This is a genomic window from Kitasatospora sp. NPDC098652 (assembly GCF_044760155.1).
In the GTDB taxonomy this organism is placed as follows: domain Bacteria; phylum Actinomycetota; class Actinomycetes; order Streptomycetales; family Streptomycetaceae; genus Kitasatospora.
Window position 1 is genome coordinate 46721 of sequence record NZ_JBIWAQ010000028.1, and the last position, 17102, is coordinate 63822.

General features: G+C 73.0%; 11 protein-coding genes and 1 pseudogene. 4 read left to right on the top strand and 8 right to left on the bottom strand.

Going from position 1 to position 17102, the window contains the following annotated elements:
* Positions 1–37 precede the first annotated feature (37 nt).
* The 4 genes and pseudogenes from ACIQWA_RS36265 to ACIQWA_RS36280 all read right to left on the bottom strand — a co-directional run.
* Positions 38–448 (bottom strand): annotated as a pseudogene (locus ACIQWA_RS36265) (helix-turn-helix transcriptional regulator); the annotation flags it as partial.
* Positions 449–546: 98 nt separating this feature from the next.
* Entirely contained in the window at positions 547–1113 is a 567-nt protein-coding gene (locus tag ACIQWA_RS36270) for a rhodanese-like domain-containing protein (protein WP_402490166.1), read from the bottom strand.
* Between the two features lie 80 nt (positions 1114–1193).
* Positions 1194–1943, bottom strand: coding sequence for a sulfite exporter TauE/SafE family protein (locus ACIQWA_RS36275; protein WP_402490169.1), 750 nt, complete (start codon positions 1941–1943; stop codon positions 1194–1196).
* The gene (locus ACIQWA_RS36280) at positions 1940–2086 is read right to left on the bottom strand and encodes a hypothetical protein (RefSeq protein WP_402490172.1); all 147 of its coding nucleotides are present in this window, start codon (positions 2084–2086) and stop codon (positions 1940–1942) included. Before ACIQWA_RS36280 ends, ACIQWA_RS36275 begins: the two co-directional genes overlap by 4 nt.
* 342 nt (positions 2087–2428) lie before the next feature.
* Between ACIQWA_RS36280 and ACIQWA_RS36285 the strand changes: the two genes are divergently transcribed.
* The 3 genes from ACIQWA_RS36285 (at position 2429) to ACIQWA_RS36295 (ending at position 5473) form a co-directional block, all read left to right on the top strand.
* The gene (locus ACIQWA_RS36285) at positions 2429–3814 is read left to right on the top strand and encodes a rhodanese-like domain-containing protein (protein ID WP_402490174.1); all 1386 of its coding nucleotides are present in this window, start codon (positions 2429–2431) and stop codon (positions 3812–3814) included.
* A 169-nt stretch (positions 3815–3983) separates the two neighbouring features.
* On the top strand, positions 3984–4238 hold the full coding sequence (gene rpsR / locus ACIQWA_RS36290) for a 30S ribosomal protein S18 (RefSeq protein ID WP_360244160.1): 255 nt from the start codon (positions 3984–3986) through the stop codon (positions 4236–4238).
* Positions 4235–5473: a GTP-binding protein gene (locus tag ACIQWA_RS36295; RefSeq protein WP_402490177.1), complete on the top strand. Its 1239-nt coding sequence runs from the start codon at positions 4235–4237 to the stop codon at positions 5471–5473. The genes rpsR and ACIQWA_RS36295 overlap by 4 nt, the downstream gene beginning before the upstream one ends.
* 24 nt (positions 5474–5497) lie before the next feature.
* On the opposite strand, the gene ACIQWA_RS36300 is transcribed toward ACIQWA_RS36295, so the two are convergent.
* The 4 genes from ACIQWA_RS36300 to ACIQWA_RS36315 form a co-directional block, all read right to left on the bottom strand.
* A complete protein-coding gene (locus tag ACIQWA_RS36300) occupies positions 5498–5959 on the bottom strand; it encodes a hypothetical protein (protein WP_402490180.1) in 462 nt (153 codons plus the stop codon).
* 83 nt (positions 5960–6042) lie between these two features.
* Positions 6043–14094: a DNRLRE domain-containing protein gene (locus ACIQWA_RS36305; protein WP_402490182.1), complete on the bottom strand. Its 8052-nt coding sequence runs from the start codon at positions 14092–14094 to the stop codon at positions 6043–6045.
* A gap of 497 nt (positions 14095–14591) precedes the next feature.
* Positions 14592–15428, bottom strand: a complete 837-nt coding sequence (locus ACIQWA_RS36310) for a hypothetical protein (RefSeq protein ID WP_402490185.1) — start codon at positions 15426–15428, stop codon at positions 14592–14594.
* On the bottom strand, positions 15421–15933 hold the full coding sequence (locus ACIQWA_RS36315; protein WP_402490188.1) for a SigE family RNA polymerase sigma factor: 513 nt from the start codon (positions 15931–15933) through the stop codon (positions 15421–15423). Before ACIQWA_RS36315 ends, ACIQWA_RS36310 begins: the two co-directional genes overlap by 8 nt.
* A gap of 253 nt (positions 15934–16186) precedes the next feature.
* On the opposite strand from ACIQWA_RS36315, the gene ACIQWA_RS36320 reads away from it, so the two are divergent.
* On the top strand, positions 16187–16960 hold the full coding sequence (locus ACIQWA_RS36320) for a hypothetical protein (RefSeq protein ID WP_402490191.1): 774 nt from the start codon (positions 16187–16189) through the stop codon (positions 16958–16960).
* The last annotated feature ends 142 nt before the right edge of the window (positions 16961–17102 follow it).

Below are 17102 nucleotides of genomic sequence, written 5' to 3' on the forward strand. Positions count from 1 at the left end.
GGAGCTCGGCACGCGACGGAGGCGGCCAGGGGGCCGGTCAGCGCGCCGGGCGGTCGTCGGGCGCTTGGCCCGGCGTGTGGCCGAAGGTGCGGCGGAAGACGTCGATGAAGGCGCTGGCGGAGGACCAGCCGCACCGGTGGGCGACGGCGGTGACGGGCCGACCCTCGGCGAGCAGCACCAGGGCGTGGTGCAGCCGCAGCTGGGTGCGCCACTGGGGGAAGGTCATGCCGAGCTCGGCGCGGGACAGCCGGGACAGCGTCCGGTCGCTGGCGCCGACCGCCCGGCCGAGTTCGGCGAGGGTGCGGCGGTCGGCGGGGTCGGCGTACAGCAGCGCGCACACGGCCCGGAGCAGCGGCGTGGCGGGGGTCGGCAGGTGCAGCGGCTGTTGGGGCGAGGCACGCAGCTGGTCGAGCAGGACGGCGCGCAGCCGGGAGCGCTCGGGGCTGTCCGAAAGGGGACGACCCCTGCCCGGGGGGTGGGCAGGGGCCGTCCGGGCGGGGCGGTCGCGTCCGGGTGCTCGTGCCCTGCGCCGCTCAGGGGTGAAGCTCAGTGCCCGAGCACGGCGAGGGTGTCGTCGAGGGTGGGCGTGCCCGGGCGGGGGCGGTTGTACGGGAGCCTGCCCAGCGCCGCCCCCATCGCGCAGCTGTCGGTCAGCGCGGAGAGGAGCAGCCCGCCGCCGACCGCGGCGGACACCCAGCGGGCGCCCGGCCGGGCCCGGCCGGCGAGCAGGCCGAGCAGCACGATCGAGCCGGCCACCAGTCGGACCTGACGGTCCATCGCCCACACCGGGCGGGCGCCGGCCACCCGGTCGACGGGACGGCCCGCGTCCGTCCAGGCGTTGGTGCCGCCGGTGACGACGAGGGCGGTGATCCCGGCTTCGTCGAGCCGCGTGCAGGCGTTCAGGGCGCGCTGTCCGGCCGCGCAGACGACGGCGAGTTCGGTCCGCCCGGCGGCGGTGCGCAGTGCGGGCAGCGCGCGGTCGAGCTGGTCGAGCGGGACGTTCAGGGCGCCCGGGATGTGCCCGGCGGCGTACTCGCCGGGGGAGCGGACGTCGATGAGGGTGAGCCGGCCGAGGCGCGGCTCCAGCTGGTCGACGGTGAGCGGGGTGGTCATGGGGAAGCGGTGTCCTCTCGGGTGGGGCGGGGTGGGGGGACCGGCGCGTTCGGGGGAGGCGGCCGGGGCGGGAGGGCCGGTCACGTCAGTGTGGTGACCAGCATCAGGATGGCGACACCGAGCAGGGCGATCGCGAAGGCCCGCTGGAGGGCGCGTCCGCTGAGCTTGTCGGTGAGCCGTTTGCCGTCCCAGGCGCCGAGGATCGCGGCGCCGGTGAAGGGCGCGGCGACGGCCCAGTCGATCGAGCCGGTGGCGCCGAGGCGGGGCAGCAGGGCGGCGAGGGAGTTGGCGGTGATGACCAGCAGGCTGGTGCCGACCGCCTCGGCCATGGTGAAGGCGAGCACCGAGACCAGCGCGGGGACGGCGAGGAAGCCGCCGCCGACGCCGAGCAGTCCGGTGACGGCGCCGAGGCCGGCGCCCGCCGCGGTCGAGCGGCCCGGTCCGGCGGCGGAACGTTCCGGCCGGTCGGTGCTGGGCGGCACCAGCATCCGCCAGGCGGCCAGCGCGGCCAGCACCGCGAAGGCGCCGGTCAGCAGCGTGCCCGGCAGGCGGGCCGAGAGCGCCCCGGCCGCCGTGGCGGCGGGCAGTCCGGCGGCGGCGAACAGCGCGCCGGTGCGCCAGCGCACCCGTCCGGCCCGGGCGTGGGCGAGCAGGCCGGTCAGCGAGGTCGCGGCGACGATCACCAGGCTCGCCGTGGTGGCCAGGGCGGGGGAGAAGCCGAGCAGGTAGACCAGGGCGGGCACGGCCAGCATGCTGCCGCCGCCACCGAGGCCGCCGAGGGCCAGCCCGACCACCGCGCCGGCGGCCAGCGCCAGCAGCAGCGTGGTCATATCGCCTGCCCGGTACCGCCGTTGGGCGCGTCGACCGGCAGGCCGGCCCGGGCCCGGGCGGGGGCGAGCCGCGCGGGGCTGCCCGGTCGGCGGCCGTACGGGCCGGGGGTGGGCGGGCCGGGGGTGGGCGGCAGCTGGGTCATGGCCTTCTCCAGTGGTGCGGGCCGGGCCGCAGTGGTCCGGCGGGTCGGGGGTGCCGCGCTCGCACGGCGCCGCCGCCCGGTGCGGGCGGCGGCGGTGGTGCGCAGGGTGGTGCGGGCCTCTCGTCGGCTCGGCCGGGCCCGGGCGATGCCCGGGGCGGCGGCAGGCCGGTTCCCCCGTCGACGGCCACCATAGTACCCCGGGGGGTATTATCGAAATCCTTCGGCGATACCCCCATCCGTATCCGGCCAGGGCGGCCGGATGCTGGTAGAAATACCGAGGGGGGTATCCGAGAAATCCGCGTCGGCACCACGACGCCCGGCCTTGCCCAGGAGGAAGACCCCGTGTACTTCGCCCAGTTCTACCTCGACTGCCTCTCCCAGGCCTCCTACCTGATCGCGGACGAGACCACCGGCCAGGCCGTGATCGTCGACCCCCGCCGGGACGTCGACGAGTACCTCGCCGACGCCACGGCGCGCGGCCTGACCGTCGTCGGGGTCATCAACACCCACTTCCACGCCGACTTCCTGGCCGGCCACCTCGAACTGGCCGCCCGCACCGGTGCCTGGATCGGCTACGGGCAGCGGGCCGAGACCGAGTACCCGATCCGCAAGCTCAGCGACGGCGAGCGGATCGAACTGGGCGAGGTCGCCCTCCAGATCATGGAGACCCCCGGCCACACCCCGGAGTCGATCAGCGTCCTGGTCTACGAGCAGCCCGACGACGCCGTCCCGTACGGGGTCCTCACCGGCGACGCCCTGTTCATCGGCGACGTCGGCCGCCCCGACCTGCTCGCCTCCACCGGCGTCACCGCCGAGGAACTCGGCGCGATGCTGTACGACAGCGTCCACCGCAAGCTGATGGCGCTACCGGAGGAGACCCTGGTCTTCCCCGCCCACGGCGCCGGCTCGGCCTGCGGCAAGAACCTCTCCACCGAGAAGCGCTCCACCATCGGCACCCAGCGCCGCACCAACTACGCCTGCCGGCCGATGGACCAGGACACCTTCGTCCGCATCGTCACCGCCGGCCAGTCCGCCGCCCCCGCCTACTTCGGCCACGACGCCGCCCTCAACCGGCAGGACCACCCCCTGCTCGACCCCACGAGCACCGCCCGGCCCCTGTGCCCCGCAGGCTTCCAGGAAGCCCGAACCGCGGGCGCCGTCGTCCTCGACGCCCGCAGCCCCCAGGACTTCGCCGCCGGACACCTGCGCGGCGCCGTCAACGTCCCCGTCGACGGCCGCTTCGCCGAACAGGCCGGCACCGTCCTCACCCCCGACAGCACCATCGCGATCATCGCCCCCCAGGACCGCGAGAACGAGGTCGTCACCCGCCTCGCCCGCATCGGCTTCGACCGCATCGCCGGCTACCTGCGCAACCCCGACACCGCCCTGCCCGCCCTCGCCGACCACCTCACCCCCGCCAGCCGCCTCACCGCCGACCAACTCCGCACCGCACTCACCGCAGCACAGCCCCCCACCGTCCTGGACGTGCGCACCCCCGGCGAACGCGAAACCGGCGCCATCGAAGGCTCCCTCCACATCCCCCTGACCGAACTCCCCACCCGCCTCGACGAGATCCCCACCCACCACCCCCTGGTCGTCCACTGCGCCGGCGGCCACCGCTCCTCCATCGCCGCCAGCCTGCTGCGCCACCACGGCCACCCCGACGTCTCCGACCTCCTCGGCGGCTACCACGCCTGGCATGCCCTCGCCCGCCCCGACCAGGACTGAACCCAGTAGCGAAATGGTTTTCGTTTTCATCTACTGCTAGTGTCGACTCCACCACTGCGGACCGGAAGGCGGCCCTGTCCGACGCCTTCGAGGAACCGCGCGGTCCCCCGTCGCCCGACGTACGCACCTCTCGCCAGATCTCACCAGAAACAGGGAAGCCGTGACCAAGATCGCCCCTGCCCGCCGGGACCGCAAGGCCCGCCCCAACCCTCTGCACGAGGCCCGCATCACGTACATCGACTACAAGGACACCAACCTCCTGCGGAAGTTCATCTCCGACCGCGGCAAGATCCGGAGCCGCAGGGTCACCCGGCTCACCGTCCAGCAGCAGAAGGCGATGGCGCGGGCCATCAAGAACGCCCGCGAGATGGCGCTGCTGCCGTACGTCTCCGGCGCCCCGGCCGCAGCGAGGGCGGGCCGGTGAGCGGCCGGCTCCCGGTCACCGTGCTGTCCGGGTTCCTCGGCGCGGGCAAGACCACCCTGCTCAACCACCTGCTGAACAACCGCGAGGGCCTGCGGGTCGCGGTCATCGTCAACGACATGAGCGAGATCAACATCGACGCCGCCCTGGTCCGCGAGGGCAACGGTGCCCTCTCCCGGACCGAGGAGCGCCTGGTCGAGATGACCAACGGCTGCATCTGCTGCACCCTGCGCGACGACCTGCTGGAGGAGGTCGACCGGCTCGCCCGGGCCGGGCGCTTCGACTACCTGCTGATCGAGTCCAGCGGCATCTCCGAGCCGATGCCCGTCGCGGCCACCTTCGCCTTCGCCCGCGACGACGGCGCCACCCTGGGCGACGTGGCCCGCCTGGACACCATGGTCACCGTCGTGGACGCCGCGAACTTCCTGCCCGAACTGCGCGGCGGCGACGAGCTGACCGCGCGCGGCCTCGACCAGTACGAGGACGACGAACGCACCGTCAGTGACCTGCTGATGGACCAGGTCGAGTTCGCCGACGTCCTGGTCCTGAACAAGACCGACCTGGTCACGGCCGAGGAGGCCGACCGGCTCGCCGCCACGCTCGGCCGGCTCAACCCCGCCGCCCGGATCGTCCGCGCGACCGGCGGGCGGGTTCCGTCCGCCGAACTCCTGGGCACCGGCCTCTTCGACCTGACCAAGGCCCAGGAGGCTCCCGGCTGGGTGGCCGAGCTCAACGGCGACCACGTGCCGGAGACCGAGGAGTACGGCATCACCAGCCTGGTCTTCCGCGCCGAACGGGCCTTCCATCCCGGCCGGCTCTGGGAGTTGGTGAGCGAGCGCCTCGACGCGGGGGAGTTCGGCACCGTACTCCGCTCGAAGGGCTTCTTCTGGCTGGCCTCCCGCCCGGCCGTCACCGGCCTGTGGTCCCAGGCCGGTTCGGTCGCCCGCTTCGAACCCTCCGGCATGCGCCCGACCACCACCCTTCCGACGGACCTGGCCGGTCTCACCGACGCCACGGCGCTGACGGGCCTCGGCGACGAGCAGGTGCGGAACGGCCAGGAGCTGGTCTTCATCGGCACCGGCCTGCGGGCGGACGAGCTGCGCACCGCGCTCACCCACTGCCTGCTGGACGACGCCGAGCACGCGGTCGGGCCCCACGTCTGGACGGCGTTCGAGGACCCGTTCCCCGCCTGGGACGAGTACGAGCTCCAGCAGGAGCACGACCACTCCCACGCGTAGGCATCCACCCGCCAGGAGCTGTGGTCAGGCGGGGCCGGCCGCCGCGGCGGTGCGCAGGCGGCGGATCTCCGGGTTGCGGCGCAGGTCCGGGAACCTGGCGCAGAGCTGTCGCACCACCTCGGCCAGGAACGCCCGTGCGGCCTCGGCGAGTTCGGCGTACGCCACGGTGCCCGTTCCGCCGCGCTCCTGACGGATGCGGACGGTGTCGCCCCGCCGTTCGAAGCGGTACTCGCCCGCGCCCCCGGCGGCGGAGTAGCGGGCGCGCTTGGCGTCGGCCAGCTCCCGGGCCGCGCCGAAGAGCCCGAGCGCGATGTCCAGGACCGGACCGGTGCCGCTGAAGTCGGCGCCGTCCAGGCGGAAGGTGTACGGGCCCCGGAAGGCCTCGTAGGTGAGGTCGTAGAGGTCGGCGGTCGCGAAGTCCATGGTGGCGTTCGGGCCCCGGTCGGCGCCGCCGGTCTCGGCGGGGGAGAAGGAGAGGTCGATCATGGTGCGGTCCGTTGCGGGAGGGGACGGGGGATACGGCGGATCGCCGGGGGCCGATGCGCGGCCCCCGGCGATCCGGTTCAGGGTCAGTAGGGGTGGGCCGTCCTGGCCGTCCTCCTGCCCCGCTTGGTCTTCACCACGACGCGCAGCCGGGTCGTGTGCCGGCCGTTGCCGTCCCGGCCGATGATCCGGCCGAAGTCGTGCTCGTAGATCCGGCCTTCACGGCCACCGGTGTTGGGCCGGCTCTTTCCCTTCTTGATGGTCGTGTGGATGAGGTACTTGACCTCCTTGACGTTACGCGAGCGGAAGCGGCTCTTGCCCGCGATCCGGCTGCCCGCACCGTGCCCGCCGAGGATGTGCGGCAGGTCGATCTGGCAGGAGTTCCGGTTGTGCGCGACCACCCAGTCGTCGCCGGAGCGGACGCTGTAGGTGTGCTGGTCGCCGATGGTGAGGTTGACGACCAGCTGGTCGGGGACCTCGCCCAGGTCGGTCACCCGGGTGACGGTGATCGGGGTGCCGGCCGGGGTCACCAGGGCGTCGCCGACGTGCACCTCGGCGGCGTCGGTCCAGCCCCGGCCGCGCACCCAGACCGGGTGCTCGGCGGTGGCGCGCAGCGCCTGACCCGCCTCGGCGCCCCGCTGCGCCCCGGTGCCGAGACCCGCCTCGGTGCCCCGACCCGGCTCAGTGCCCCGACCCGCCTCGGCGCTTCGGTCCGCCGCGGTCTCGATGTCGACCAGGTGCTTGGTGCCGTACCCGTAGATGACCGACAGGACCGGCTCGGGCCGGGTCTCGCCGGTGGCCGGGTCGGTGGACAGCACCTCGTCGCCGACCTGCACCGCGCCGATCGGCAGCTGCCCGCCGTCGCCCATGAGCACCGGGGTGTCGGGGGCGAAGGAGTTGCAGCCGGTGCGGCGGAACACGGACCGGGCGCGGGAGGCGAACCTCCTGGTCCGGCTGGCGGCGCGGGTCGCTCGTGCGGCGGTGAAGCCGGCCCGCACCGCGGTGTTGGCGCCGACCAGGCCGGCCGCGGCGGTGACGCCCATTTCGGCAGCCTTGCGCCAGTTGCCGGTGGCCGCGTACGAGACCGCCGAGATGCCGGCGGCCACCGAGCCGATCGGGCCGGGGATGTACGACGCCACCTCGGAGACCCTGGCGACGACGTGCACCGTCTTCTTGAGCCACTTGGGCATGCCCCAGTTGCCGTCGAGGTCGGTGCAGTTGATCGGGTCGCCGGTGCAGTAGTCGTACGGGCTCGCGTTGCCGCCCGGCATCGGGTCGACCTGGAGGAAGCGGCCGAGGGCCGGGCTGTACAGGCGGGCGCCCATCAGGACGTCGCCGTCCTGGGCCTCGGCGGAGCGCTGCTTGCCGCCGAGCCAGCCGTAGCGGACGGCGGCCTGGCCGTCCTGCGGGATGCCGAACTCGTCGAAGTCCAGCACCACCGGCTTGGTCAGCGCCGGGTCCGTGGTGAGGACCACCGAGCCGAACAGGTCGGTCAGCTGGAGCTGGACGTCACCTGACTTGCCGGTGGTGGCCACCAGGTCGGAGTCCGGGCCGGAGACGTTGCGGGTGACGGTGCCCTGGGTGGTGTCCTCGACCGTCCAGCGGACCTCGTCGGAGTCGTCGCCGTAGTGGTTCAGCTTCGACGTGGCGTTGGCCCAGCTGCCGTCGGCCTGCTTCTTGGCGGTGGTGAACGCGGTGAAGCGGTGGGCGGCGTCCAGGGCCCACTGCTGCTTGGTGTCCCCCTTCTCCTGGGCGGCGACCTTGTCGTTCGCCCAGTAGGTGTTGGCGGAGCCGGTGGCGGTCCTCACCGTGCGCCCGAAGGCGTCGTAGGCGAAGGCCGCGTCGGTGAGCCGGTCGGCACTGTCGTAGGTGTGGTTCTCCGCGACGGCCCCGGTGGTGCCGCAGGTGCCGTCGGGGGCCGAGGGCAGGGTGGTCTTCGACAGCCGGTTGGAGTGGCCGTCGAACGCGTACTGCCGGGTGACGCAGCCGCTGGTGGTGGTCGACTGGCGGGCCTTCACCAGGCGGCCGAGCCGGTCGTACTCGTAGCTGCGGGTGGCGGTGGAGCTGGTGTTCCTGGCCACCTGGCCCTGGGTGGAGACGTCACTGGTCTGCGCCCAGACCACGGAGTTGTCCGAACTGCGGGTGTAGGTACGGCCGGTGGCCTCACCGACGGCGTTGAAGGTGTCCTTGCGGACGATCCCGCCGGGGTAGGTCTGCTCCACCAGCTGGCCGTCCGGGCCGTAGCCGGCGGTGAACTCGCCCGCGACGCTGTCGTTGACCGAGGTGACCAGGCCGCGCGGTTCCTTCGCGCGGTCGTAGGTGTACGTGGTGGACCCGGTCGGGTCGCTCACCTTCACCGGCTTGCCGAAGCGGTCGAACTCCGTGGTGGTGGTGCCACCGTCGGCGTCCGTGTACGAGACCAGGCGGCCCAGTGCGTCCATGACGCGGGTGATCGACTTGCCGCCCGCCGTGGTCCGCACCGCGTCGCCCGTCGCCGGGTCGTACTCGGTGGTGACCGGGGGCAGCGGCTGGCCCTCGTCCGAGCTGATCTCGGTGGAGACGACCCGGTCCGCGGCGTCGTAGCCGATGACGGTCCGGCGGGACTTGCCCGCGTTGGTCTCGGTGGTCTCCTCCGGCTCGCCGAACGGCGAGTAGCGGGTGACCCGCTTGACCGGGAGCGTCGTCGGCATCCGGGTCGAGTCCGCCCCGGTGACCGCACCGCCCGGCAGGGTGGCGCACGGGCTGCCGGCCCACTCCGGACGGTTGCCGCACAGGGCGTCGTCCGGGTTGGCCCCGGCGGTGTAGAACACCGACTTGACGGTGCCCGCGTCGTTCCCGGTCGAGCCCGGCTTGCGGGACTCGACGGCTCGGCCGGCGGCGTCGTGCTTCACGTACGCGGTCAGCTTGGCGCCGAGCGCGTCGGTGGTGACCGAGGTCGCGGCCTTCACCGTCCAGCCGGAGGTGCCGCCGATCGGCGCGTCGTAGCCGGTCCTGGTGACGCGCAGTTCGACGTCGTCGGCGTAGCCGTCGATGCGGGCGCCGTCGGTGGCGGTGGTGACCAGGTGGTAGGCCCGGCCGTCGGGCTTGCCCTCGTCGTAGGTGTTGGTGTTGTGGTCCCGGGCGACGACCGGGGTGCCGGCCGGGAGGGTCGGGTTGAGCGTGGTCTTGGTCAGGGTGACCCGGTCCAGACCCGCCTGGTAGTACGGCGCGACGGCGGCCGGGTTCTTCCCGGTGACGGTGAGCCGCAGCTCGTGGTCACCGCGGGCGAGCCGGACCGTGCCCCCGGCCGTGAAGGCGGTACTGGTGACGCTCGGGCCGTAGCCGTCGAAGGTGCCGCCGACGTTCTGGCCGTCGACCGACAGCTGGACGATGCCGTAGTCGGGCGCCTTCGTCAGCAGCGCGCCGAGCTGGTACTCGCCCTCCTCGGGCACCGAGACCCGGAAGGAGGCGTTGTCCCCGACCTCGTTGGCGCCGAAGAAGACCTGCGCGCCGCCGGACCAGCCGGCCCCCGCGCAGCACTGGGCGAGCGTCTGCACTCGAACCGGGTCGGTCGCACCCAGCTGGACCAGGCTCTCGCCCTCGGCCGTGGCGGACGCGGGCGCGCTCTGGCCCTCGACCTGCTCGGCGAGCGAGGCGCGGTAGACCGGGCCGAGCGTGTCGACGACGTCGAGGCCGTCAGCGGAGAAGACCGTCCGGTGGTCCAGCAGCCGGGCGCGGGAGGCGGAGTCGGCCGGCAGGCCCAGTTCCGCGACGAGGCGCTCGGATTCCGGGTGGGTGCCGAGCGCGATCGCGCGGTCCGTCGCCTCCAGGGTGCGGACGGGGTGGCCGTAGCGGTCGTACTCCTGGGTGTCGATGTCACCGCCGGGGGTGACGGACGGGCTGGCCGTGTTGACCTCGTTGCCGGAGGCGTTGAGGTAGTGGACGGTGGCCGGCTTGTACCCGTCCGGTCCCGGCTTGGCGGCCGAGGCGGTGCCGGTGCCCGGGTCGTCCTCGGGGCCGAACACGGCGGTGGCGTCGGTCGGCGCGTCGGTCTGCGCCCACTTGGCCACGTCCGCGCCCGCCAGGTCGTACGGACCGCCCGACGCGCGGGTCAGCGGCACGTCGTAGACGACGGCCGTCGCGGTCTCGCCGACGACCTGGTCCTTGGAGCCCTGCGCCAGCGCGGCGCGCCGCACCTTGAGCAGGCGGCCCGGGTCCTGGTCGGCCGCGGCCCTGCCGTAGTCGAAGTCCCACGGCAGGTCCCCGGCCGGGGAGATCCGGGTGACCCGGCCCGCGTCGTCGTAGCCGTACGCCGTCTTCAACGGCTGGGCCAGGCGGGGGTCCCAGACCTGGACGAGGCGGCCGCGGTCGTCGTACAGGTAGTGCGCGACCTCGACGGCCTCCTGCTTGGACGTCGCCGGGTTCCACGACCAGACCTTGACCGCCTTCACCCGGTCGGTGAAGTCGCCGGGGGCACCGGCGGCGGCCGTCGTGGCGGTCGCGTAGTCGTAGTCGGTGACCTCGCAACCGCGCGGCAGCGGGTCCACGGCGCAGCCGTTGGCGTCGTCCACGCCCGGCTCCACGGGCGCGATCACCCGCTTGACCAGCGCGCGGCGGTCGGTGGAGTCGTAGACGTACCGGGTGGTCGACGCGGCGTCCGGGCCGGTGGAGGACTGCACGGTGTACACGTCGGAGTCGCCCTGGCGGGCGAACACCGTGGTGGAGCCGTCCAGTTCGGACAGCGTGTAGGTACCGCCGGTCGCCTTGAGGCCGAGGTGCTCGGCGCCGGGCTCGGGGTAGAGCGTGCCGTCCTGCGCCCGGGCGAAGGTGACCGAGGTGTCGTCGGTGGCCTTGAGCACCGCGGCATCGGCGCTCGGGAAGGCGAGCGAGACGTACTCGGCCGCCTCGCCCTGCGCCCCGCCGGCCCACTGCGGACCGAACGGCGCGACCAGCTCGCGCACCGACATGCCGTCGAAGTAGACGGGCTTGTCGGCGTTGTCCGAGTGCCCGTTGTAGAGCCGGACCTGTGCCTCGGTGGCGTCCGCGGCGAGCGTGACGTCGGTGGTGAGCTCCGCCCAGGCGTCGGTGTACGGCGCCTTGCGCGAGACGGTCGTGGTGAGCGCTCCGGCCTTGCCGTGGACGACCACGATCCGCATGCCGCGGTCGTCGTACCCGGCGGTCAGGCCGGTCGAGGACGGCACGTAGACCCAGGCCTTGACCCGGTAGGTGTGGCCGGGCTTCATGCCCAGCTGCAGGCCGCCCGAGCCGCCGAGCAGGGCGTAGGTGTCACCGGACTTGTTGGCGTCCGGCAGCACCTTGAGCGAGTCGGTCGAGGAGCCCTGGCCCCGGTCGGTGGCGCGCAGCGCGGTGCCGGGGGTCGCCAGGAAGCCGGTGGTGTCGGTGGACACCTGCTGCTGGTTCGCGGTCAGCCGCTCGCCCTGCTCCTGCCAGCCGCGGCCGGTGCCGCGCGAGGAGGAGGAGCGCTTGGTGGCCATGCCGAACTCGTCGGTGTCCGTGACGTCGACCGAGTAGTCGCCGGTCAGGAGGTTGACGGAGCCCGGTCCGACCGGGGTGCCGGCCGCGCCGTCGGCGTTGGGGTCGGCGGTGAAGGTCGACCAGGCCGTCGGGTACGCGGGGTCGGTGTCCTTGTCGGTGTAGAGCAGCGCGCGCACCTGCACGACGCCGCCGACCTGGCCGAGCGACTCCAGCACCGACCAGTTGGCGTGGGTGCCGAGGTCGGCCAGCCGCGGCCGGGCGCCGGTGACCGGCGTGTTGTCGGCCTTGGCGAGGTGGGCCGCCGGGACGTCGAACTCGGTGGCACCGGGGCCGCGGCGGTACTGCCAGGTGACCCGGGTGAACTGGCTCTGGGCGTCGACGGCGAGCTTGACCCGCTTCGCGGCCTGGGTGCCGTCCACCGGCGAGGTCACGCCCGCCTTGCCGACCCGGAAGGTGTAGACGGCCGGGTCCGAGAGGTTGTCGGCCCGGTCCTTCGTCTGCACCTTCAGCACGTGCGTGCCGTCGGTCGCAGGAGTGATCGAGGCGGTGGTCGCGCCGGTCGCGTCGACCGTCGTCGGCGACTTGCCGTCCACGGTGTAGAGGTAGCCGATCACGTCGTCGGTGCCGGCCGGCGGGGTCAGCGTGAACCGCCCGGCCTGGCCCGCGGCGCCGTGCCAGGCCTCGTCCGACGGGTAGTCGGGCGAGGTGACGAAGGGCGCGCCGGGCTTGGTGGTGTCGGCGACGACGACCACGTCCTTGGGGGCCCACGGGGAGTTGTCCGTGCCGTCCCAGAGGCGGGCGCCCATCGAGTAGGTGACGCCCTCGTCGAGCTTCGCGATCCCGAAGTCGGCCGGCTTCACCTGGGCGTAACTGCCGTTCGGGACCTCCTTGTAGACGCGCTTGACGAAGACGCCGGCGCGGTACAGGTCGAAGTCGGCGCCGACCCGGCCGCCGCCGTCGGGGTCACTGGCCAGCACCTGGAAGGTGGGCGTGGCCGAGGAGGTGTAGCGGGGGTTGCCCTGGTGGGCGGGGAACACGTCCACCGCCGGCGGGGCCGTCGGGATCGTGTTGTACGTGACCGACAGATAGGGCGGGTTGGAGCCCTCGGCGGAGTCGAAGCGCTTCCAGGAGTACGGGCTGGTCTCGGTGGAGGCGCGCAGGCCCAGGGCGTTGTTGGTGTAGCCGTTGTCCGACCACGCGGTGACCAGGCTCGTCACGTCCTGACTGGCCCAGGCGTTGCCGCAGCCCGCGGCCTCGTTGCCGGTGGTGGTGCTGCTGGTGGCCCACATCTTGTTCCAGCCCGGCTGGTTGTTCCAGCGGGTGGCGGTGGACGCCAGGCCGGTGTCCCAGACCTCCCAGGACCACGGCTCGCAGGACCACGAGTGGAACATGTAGAGGTTGAGCTTCGCCGAGAGGATGTGCTTGCCGTGGTACGGCCCCTCCGGGAAGTGCAGGAACGACCGGGCGACCTGGCCGCTGCCGTTGTTGCCGAGTTTCAGCTCCGGCGAGGAGGACTGGTCGGTGTCGTAGCCCTGCTGGACGAAGGTGTCGAAGGACGGCCCGAGGGTGAGCGCCGGGTCGATCGTCACCGGGTAGCTGGTCGCCGGATCGGTGAGGAAGCCCGCTTCCGGGGTGAAGACCAGCTCGGCGTCGGAGCCGGAACCGCGCAGTTCCATGGCCACCGGCGCACGGTGGTTGTGTTCCTGCGAGTTCGGGTCGACCCTCGCGTCCCACATCACCGGGGCGGGGATCTTCGCCTGGACCTTGCCGGACGGACGCTCGGTCAGCTCGATCGAGCCGTCGTCCTTGCGGACCGCGTCCAGGCCACTGGTGTCGATCGGCAGCACGATCGTGCCGGCCTGCGAGACGGCCGAGCGGTCCTTGACGATCAGGAACTGCTCGAAGCCGGTCCGGGTGGCCTCCAGGACGAGGTCCACGCCGGGGCGGGCGTCGGCGTAGGTCGCCTTGCTGCCGTCCAGCTTGGGCTTGGGCAGTCGGCCGAGCCAGCCGAACTGCACCTGCTGCTCACCGCTGCCGATCTTCACCAGCTCGCGCTCGGCGGGCTCGGCGGGCTTGGCGGGGGCGGCGGGCTCGGCGGGGGCGGGCTCGGTGGTCTTCGCGAAGGGCGTGGACTGCGCCGGCCGGGCCTCGGGCGTCGGCGCGCCGACGGGCGGGCGGGTCTCGCTGCGGTTGGCGCGGGTGGCGGCTGGGGCCGTCGGGGGCGTCGGGGGCGTCGGGGCCACCGAGGCCGCCGGCGGGGCTGCGGGGGCGATGGCGTCACCGGCCTTCACCGAGGCGTCGCCGCCGGCGAAGGTCAGGCCCTCCGGGTGGACCTTCGGTGCGACCTTGCCGTCCGAGGTCTCGACGAGCGTGGTGTCGACCGGGACCCAGGCCTCGCCGACCTTCACCCGGACCGGTCCGGCCGCGGTGTCCTGGGTCAGCGTGCCCTCGGGGTTGGCCCAGAGGGTGGTGGTGGCGGTCCGAGCCCCGGTGACCTCGATCCGGTGGCCGTTCAGCCGCGCGGCCAGCAGCGCCGACGTGGCGTCCGGAGCCTCGTTGACCGGGGCGGTGTTGGTCGCGGTGGCGGACGCTTTGGTGCCGCCGGGCGCCGCGAAGGCCTCGGAGGTCATCGCGTCGAGCGCGACCCCCGTCTCGACCAGCATCGCGAGCGCCGCTATGACGGCTGTTCGCCGCAGTCTGCGCGTAGTGAAGGCCCCGCCCCCGAACTCGGGCGAGGCCTGCTTCCTCGATGGCAAGAGAGTTATCTCCGTGAATAGTGATGGTAAAGAGTTTGCTGCCCTTCCAAGATCGCAGAGCCGTTCGGCCCGGAAGACCAGATTGGATATCGAATCGGCAAAGTCTGCACGATGCTCGCCCCTTATGTCCGAATATCAACAGGGATCGGCGACTCTGCGTCAGTTGGCCACCAGGGGAGCCGATTTGTTCGCTGACGAAACAGGATTCCCGTGCCGCTCCCGAAAGTCACTCCGGGGGTCTCGAGGTCCCGAGTGCGCTCATGAGTCCCGCACGAGTGCGCAGTTCGACGGAGGTGCGGTTGTGCTGGCTGCGGACGTACCCTGGACCACCTCGACGTCGCCCTCGAACTCGGCGGCCCCGCCGGGGCTCCGGCTGTCGAGGGCGTCCAGCGGGTCGAAAACGCTTACTGGTGGGTGTTCTTGGTGTTGGGCTGGGTCTTCTGGTTGTAGATCTCCTTGCCGTCCGCGTCGTAGGCGTGGACGTAGGGACTCGGGGGCAGGGAGTCCGCGGTGGGGCCGGTGGAGATGGCCGCGGTGTAGGCGAACGCGCCGTCCGCCATCACGGCCGGGTACTGCGTGGGGTCGTCGCCGTAGCTGATGGTGACCTGGGCGACCTCGGGCGTGTAGTGCCCGGCGCCCACCGACAGGAGCTGTCCGGCACCGGCCGGCGTGCTGAAACTGTCGAAGAACTCGATCAGGTGACCGGCACCCCACAGGCGGTCGTTGATGAACGTCGCGGGCACGGACATGCTCCTGCCCTTGTCGCCCTTCGACTCGCACTGCACGTACTGCTTCGCGGAGTTGACCGCGATGACGACACCGTCGGTCTCCTGCGCGGCGACGGGAGCGCGGACCGCGATCACCGCGTGGTACCGCGATGCGTCGGAGCCCAGGCAGGAGGCCAGGATCCTGGCGACCGCCCCGGCCTCGATCGGAACCGTCTTCGTGCCGGCGACGGAGCGAGCAGCCGTGGGGTGGGGGGAGGCCGACGCGGGGGAGGCGTCCGGGGTGACCGCTCCCTGTTGTGGTTCCGCTGAGTGCGGCCCGGACGGGAGAGCCAGGCACAGGGCGGCCGCGGTGCAGGCCGTGGCCGCGCCCAGGGCGTGCCGGCGGTGGCGGCGCCGGTCGGCGCGTCGGCGGATCTCCGCGGCGGGCAGGGCCGGTGCGGGCAGCTGGGTGCCGAGCAGCCGCAGCCGGTCGCCGACGATGTCGTGGATGGGGTCGTGGGTGGGGTCAGACACTGAGCTTTCCTTCCGCGCTGGTCGGGATCCGGTCGGCGAGTCTGGCCGCGAGTGCGGTCCGGCCGCGGGCGAGGCGGCTCTTGATAGCGCTGACGCTGGCGCCGGTCTCGGCCGCGACCTGCTCGACGGAGAGGTCGCACATGTGGTGCAGGACCAAGGCGCTCCGCTGTGCCTCGGGGAGGTCGCGGAGCGCGGTGACCAGCATCAGGTGCTCCTCGGTGGGCGGCTCGACGGTGGGTGGTTCCCGGTGCTGGTGGCGTCCGGCCAAGTGCAGGCCCCGGGCCAGACGCCGCCAGCGGGAGACGGCCAGCCGCCGGGCCGTGGTCCGGATCCACGCCTCCGGGGCGTGGTCCGGGTCGAAGGTGCGCCTTCGGTCCCACGCACGGATGAAGGCCTCCTGCACCACGTCCTGCGCTTCGGACCAGTTGCCGGTCAGCGCGTAGAGCTGCCCGGTCAGGCGGGAGAAGGACGCCGCGTAGAACGCGTCGAACTCCTGTGGCGTCATCAAGGGCCTCTCCTCCGGGGCTGTCCGTCGGTCACTTCGCGGCACTGGCGGCTCGCGGGGAAGCACTCCTCGGCGGTGGTGGAGCCGTGCGGCGTGGGCGGAGCTTCCCGCTCTGTACGCACCAGCGCCGGCCCCGGGTTGCACCCACCGCCTGTGGCGTGGATCACGTGTGCGGGGTGCGACCCGCCGGGCGTCGGCAGGCGTACCGGGGCGCGGGCATCAACCGGACGCCCGCAGGAAAGGACACGGATTCATGCGTATCCGCCCGATCACGCTCATCGTCGCCACCGCCGCGGTCATCGCGACTGCGGGGGGAGCGGCCACCGCCGCGACCAGTAGCTCCACCCCCACTCCCACTCCCACGGCCGTCCCCACGGCCCAGGGCCAGCCCTCCGCTGCGCCCGCCGCCCCGGCGGCCGCCGGCGGTGGCTCGTCCGTCACCCGCGCGCCGGCCACCCCGGCTGCTTTCTCCGTCGCCGGCACGAAGACGGTTCCGATCGAGGCCGGGGCGGTCGCCAGGATCCTGGCCTCCTGCCTGGGCTCCGACGCGTCGCGGTACCACGCGGTGATCGCGGTCCGCGCTCCCGTCGCCGCGCAGGAGACCGACGGTGTCGTCATCGCGGTCAACTCCGCGAAGCAGTACGTGCAGTGCGAGTCGAAGGGCGACAAGGGCAGGAGCATGTCCGTGCCCGCGACGTTCATCAACGACCGCCTGTGGGGTGCCGGTCACCTGATCGAGTTCTTCGACAGTTTCAGCACGCCGGCCGGTGCCGGACAGCTCCTGTCGGTGGGCGCCGGGCACTACACGCCCGAGGTCGCCAAGGTCACCATCAGCTACGGCGACGACCCCACGCAGTACCCGGCCGTCATGGCGGACGGCGCGTTCGCCTACACCGCGGCCATCTCCACCGGCTCCTCCGACCCGAAGTCCTTCCCCCCGAGCCCCTACGTCCACGCCTACGACGCGGACGGCAAGGAGATCTACAACCAGAAGACCCAGCCCAACACCAAGAACACCCACCCGTAGGCGTTGCTTCGGGCACTCGGCGGTGGGGCGACCGTCCCAGCGGTAGTGCGGGGGCCTCATCGGCTGCCGCAGCGCCAGGGCCGCCACCGCCGCCGAGTGACCGCTCCGGCGCGCCGGGCCCACGCGCCCGGCGCGCCGGGGC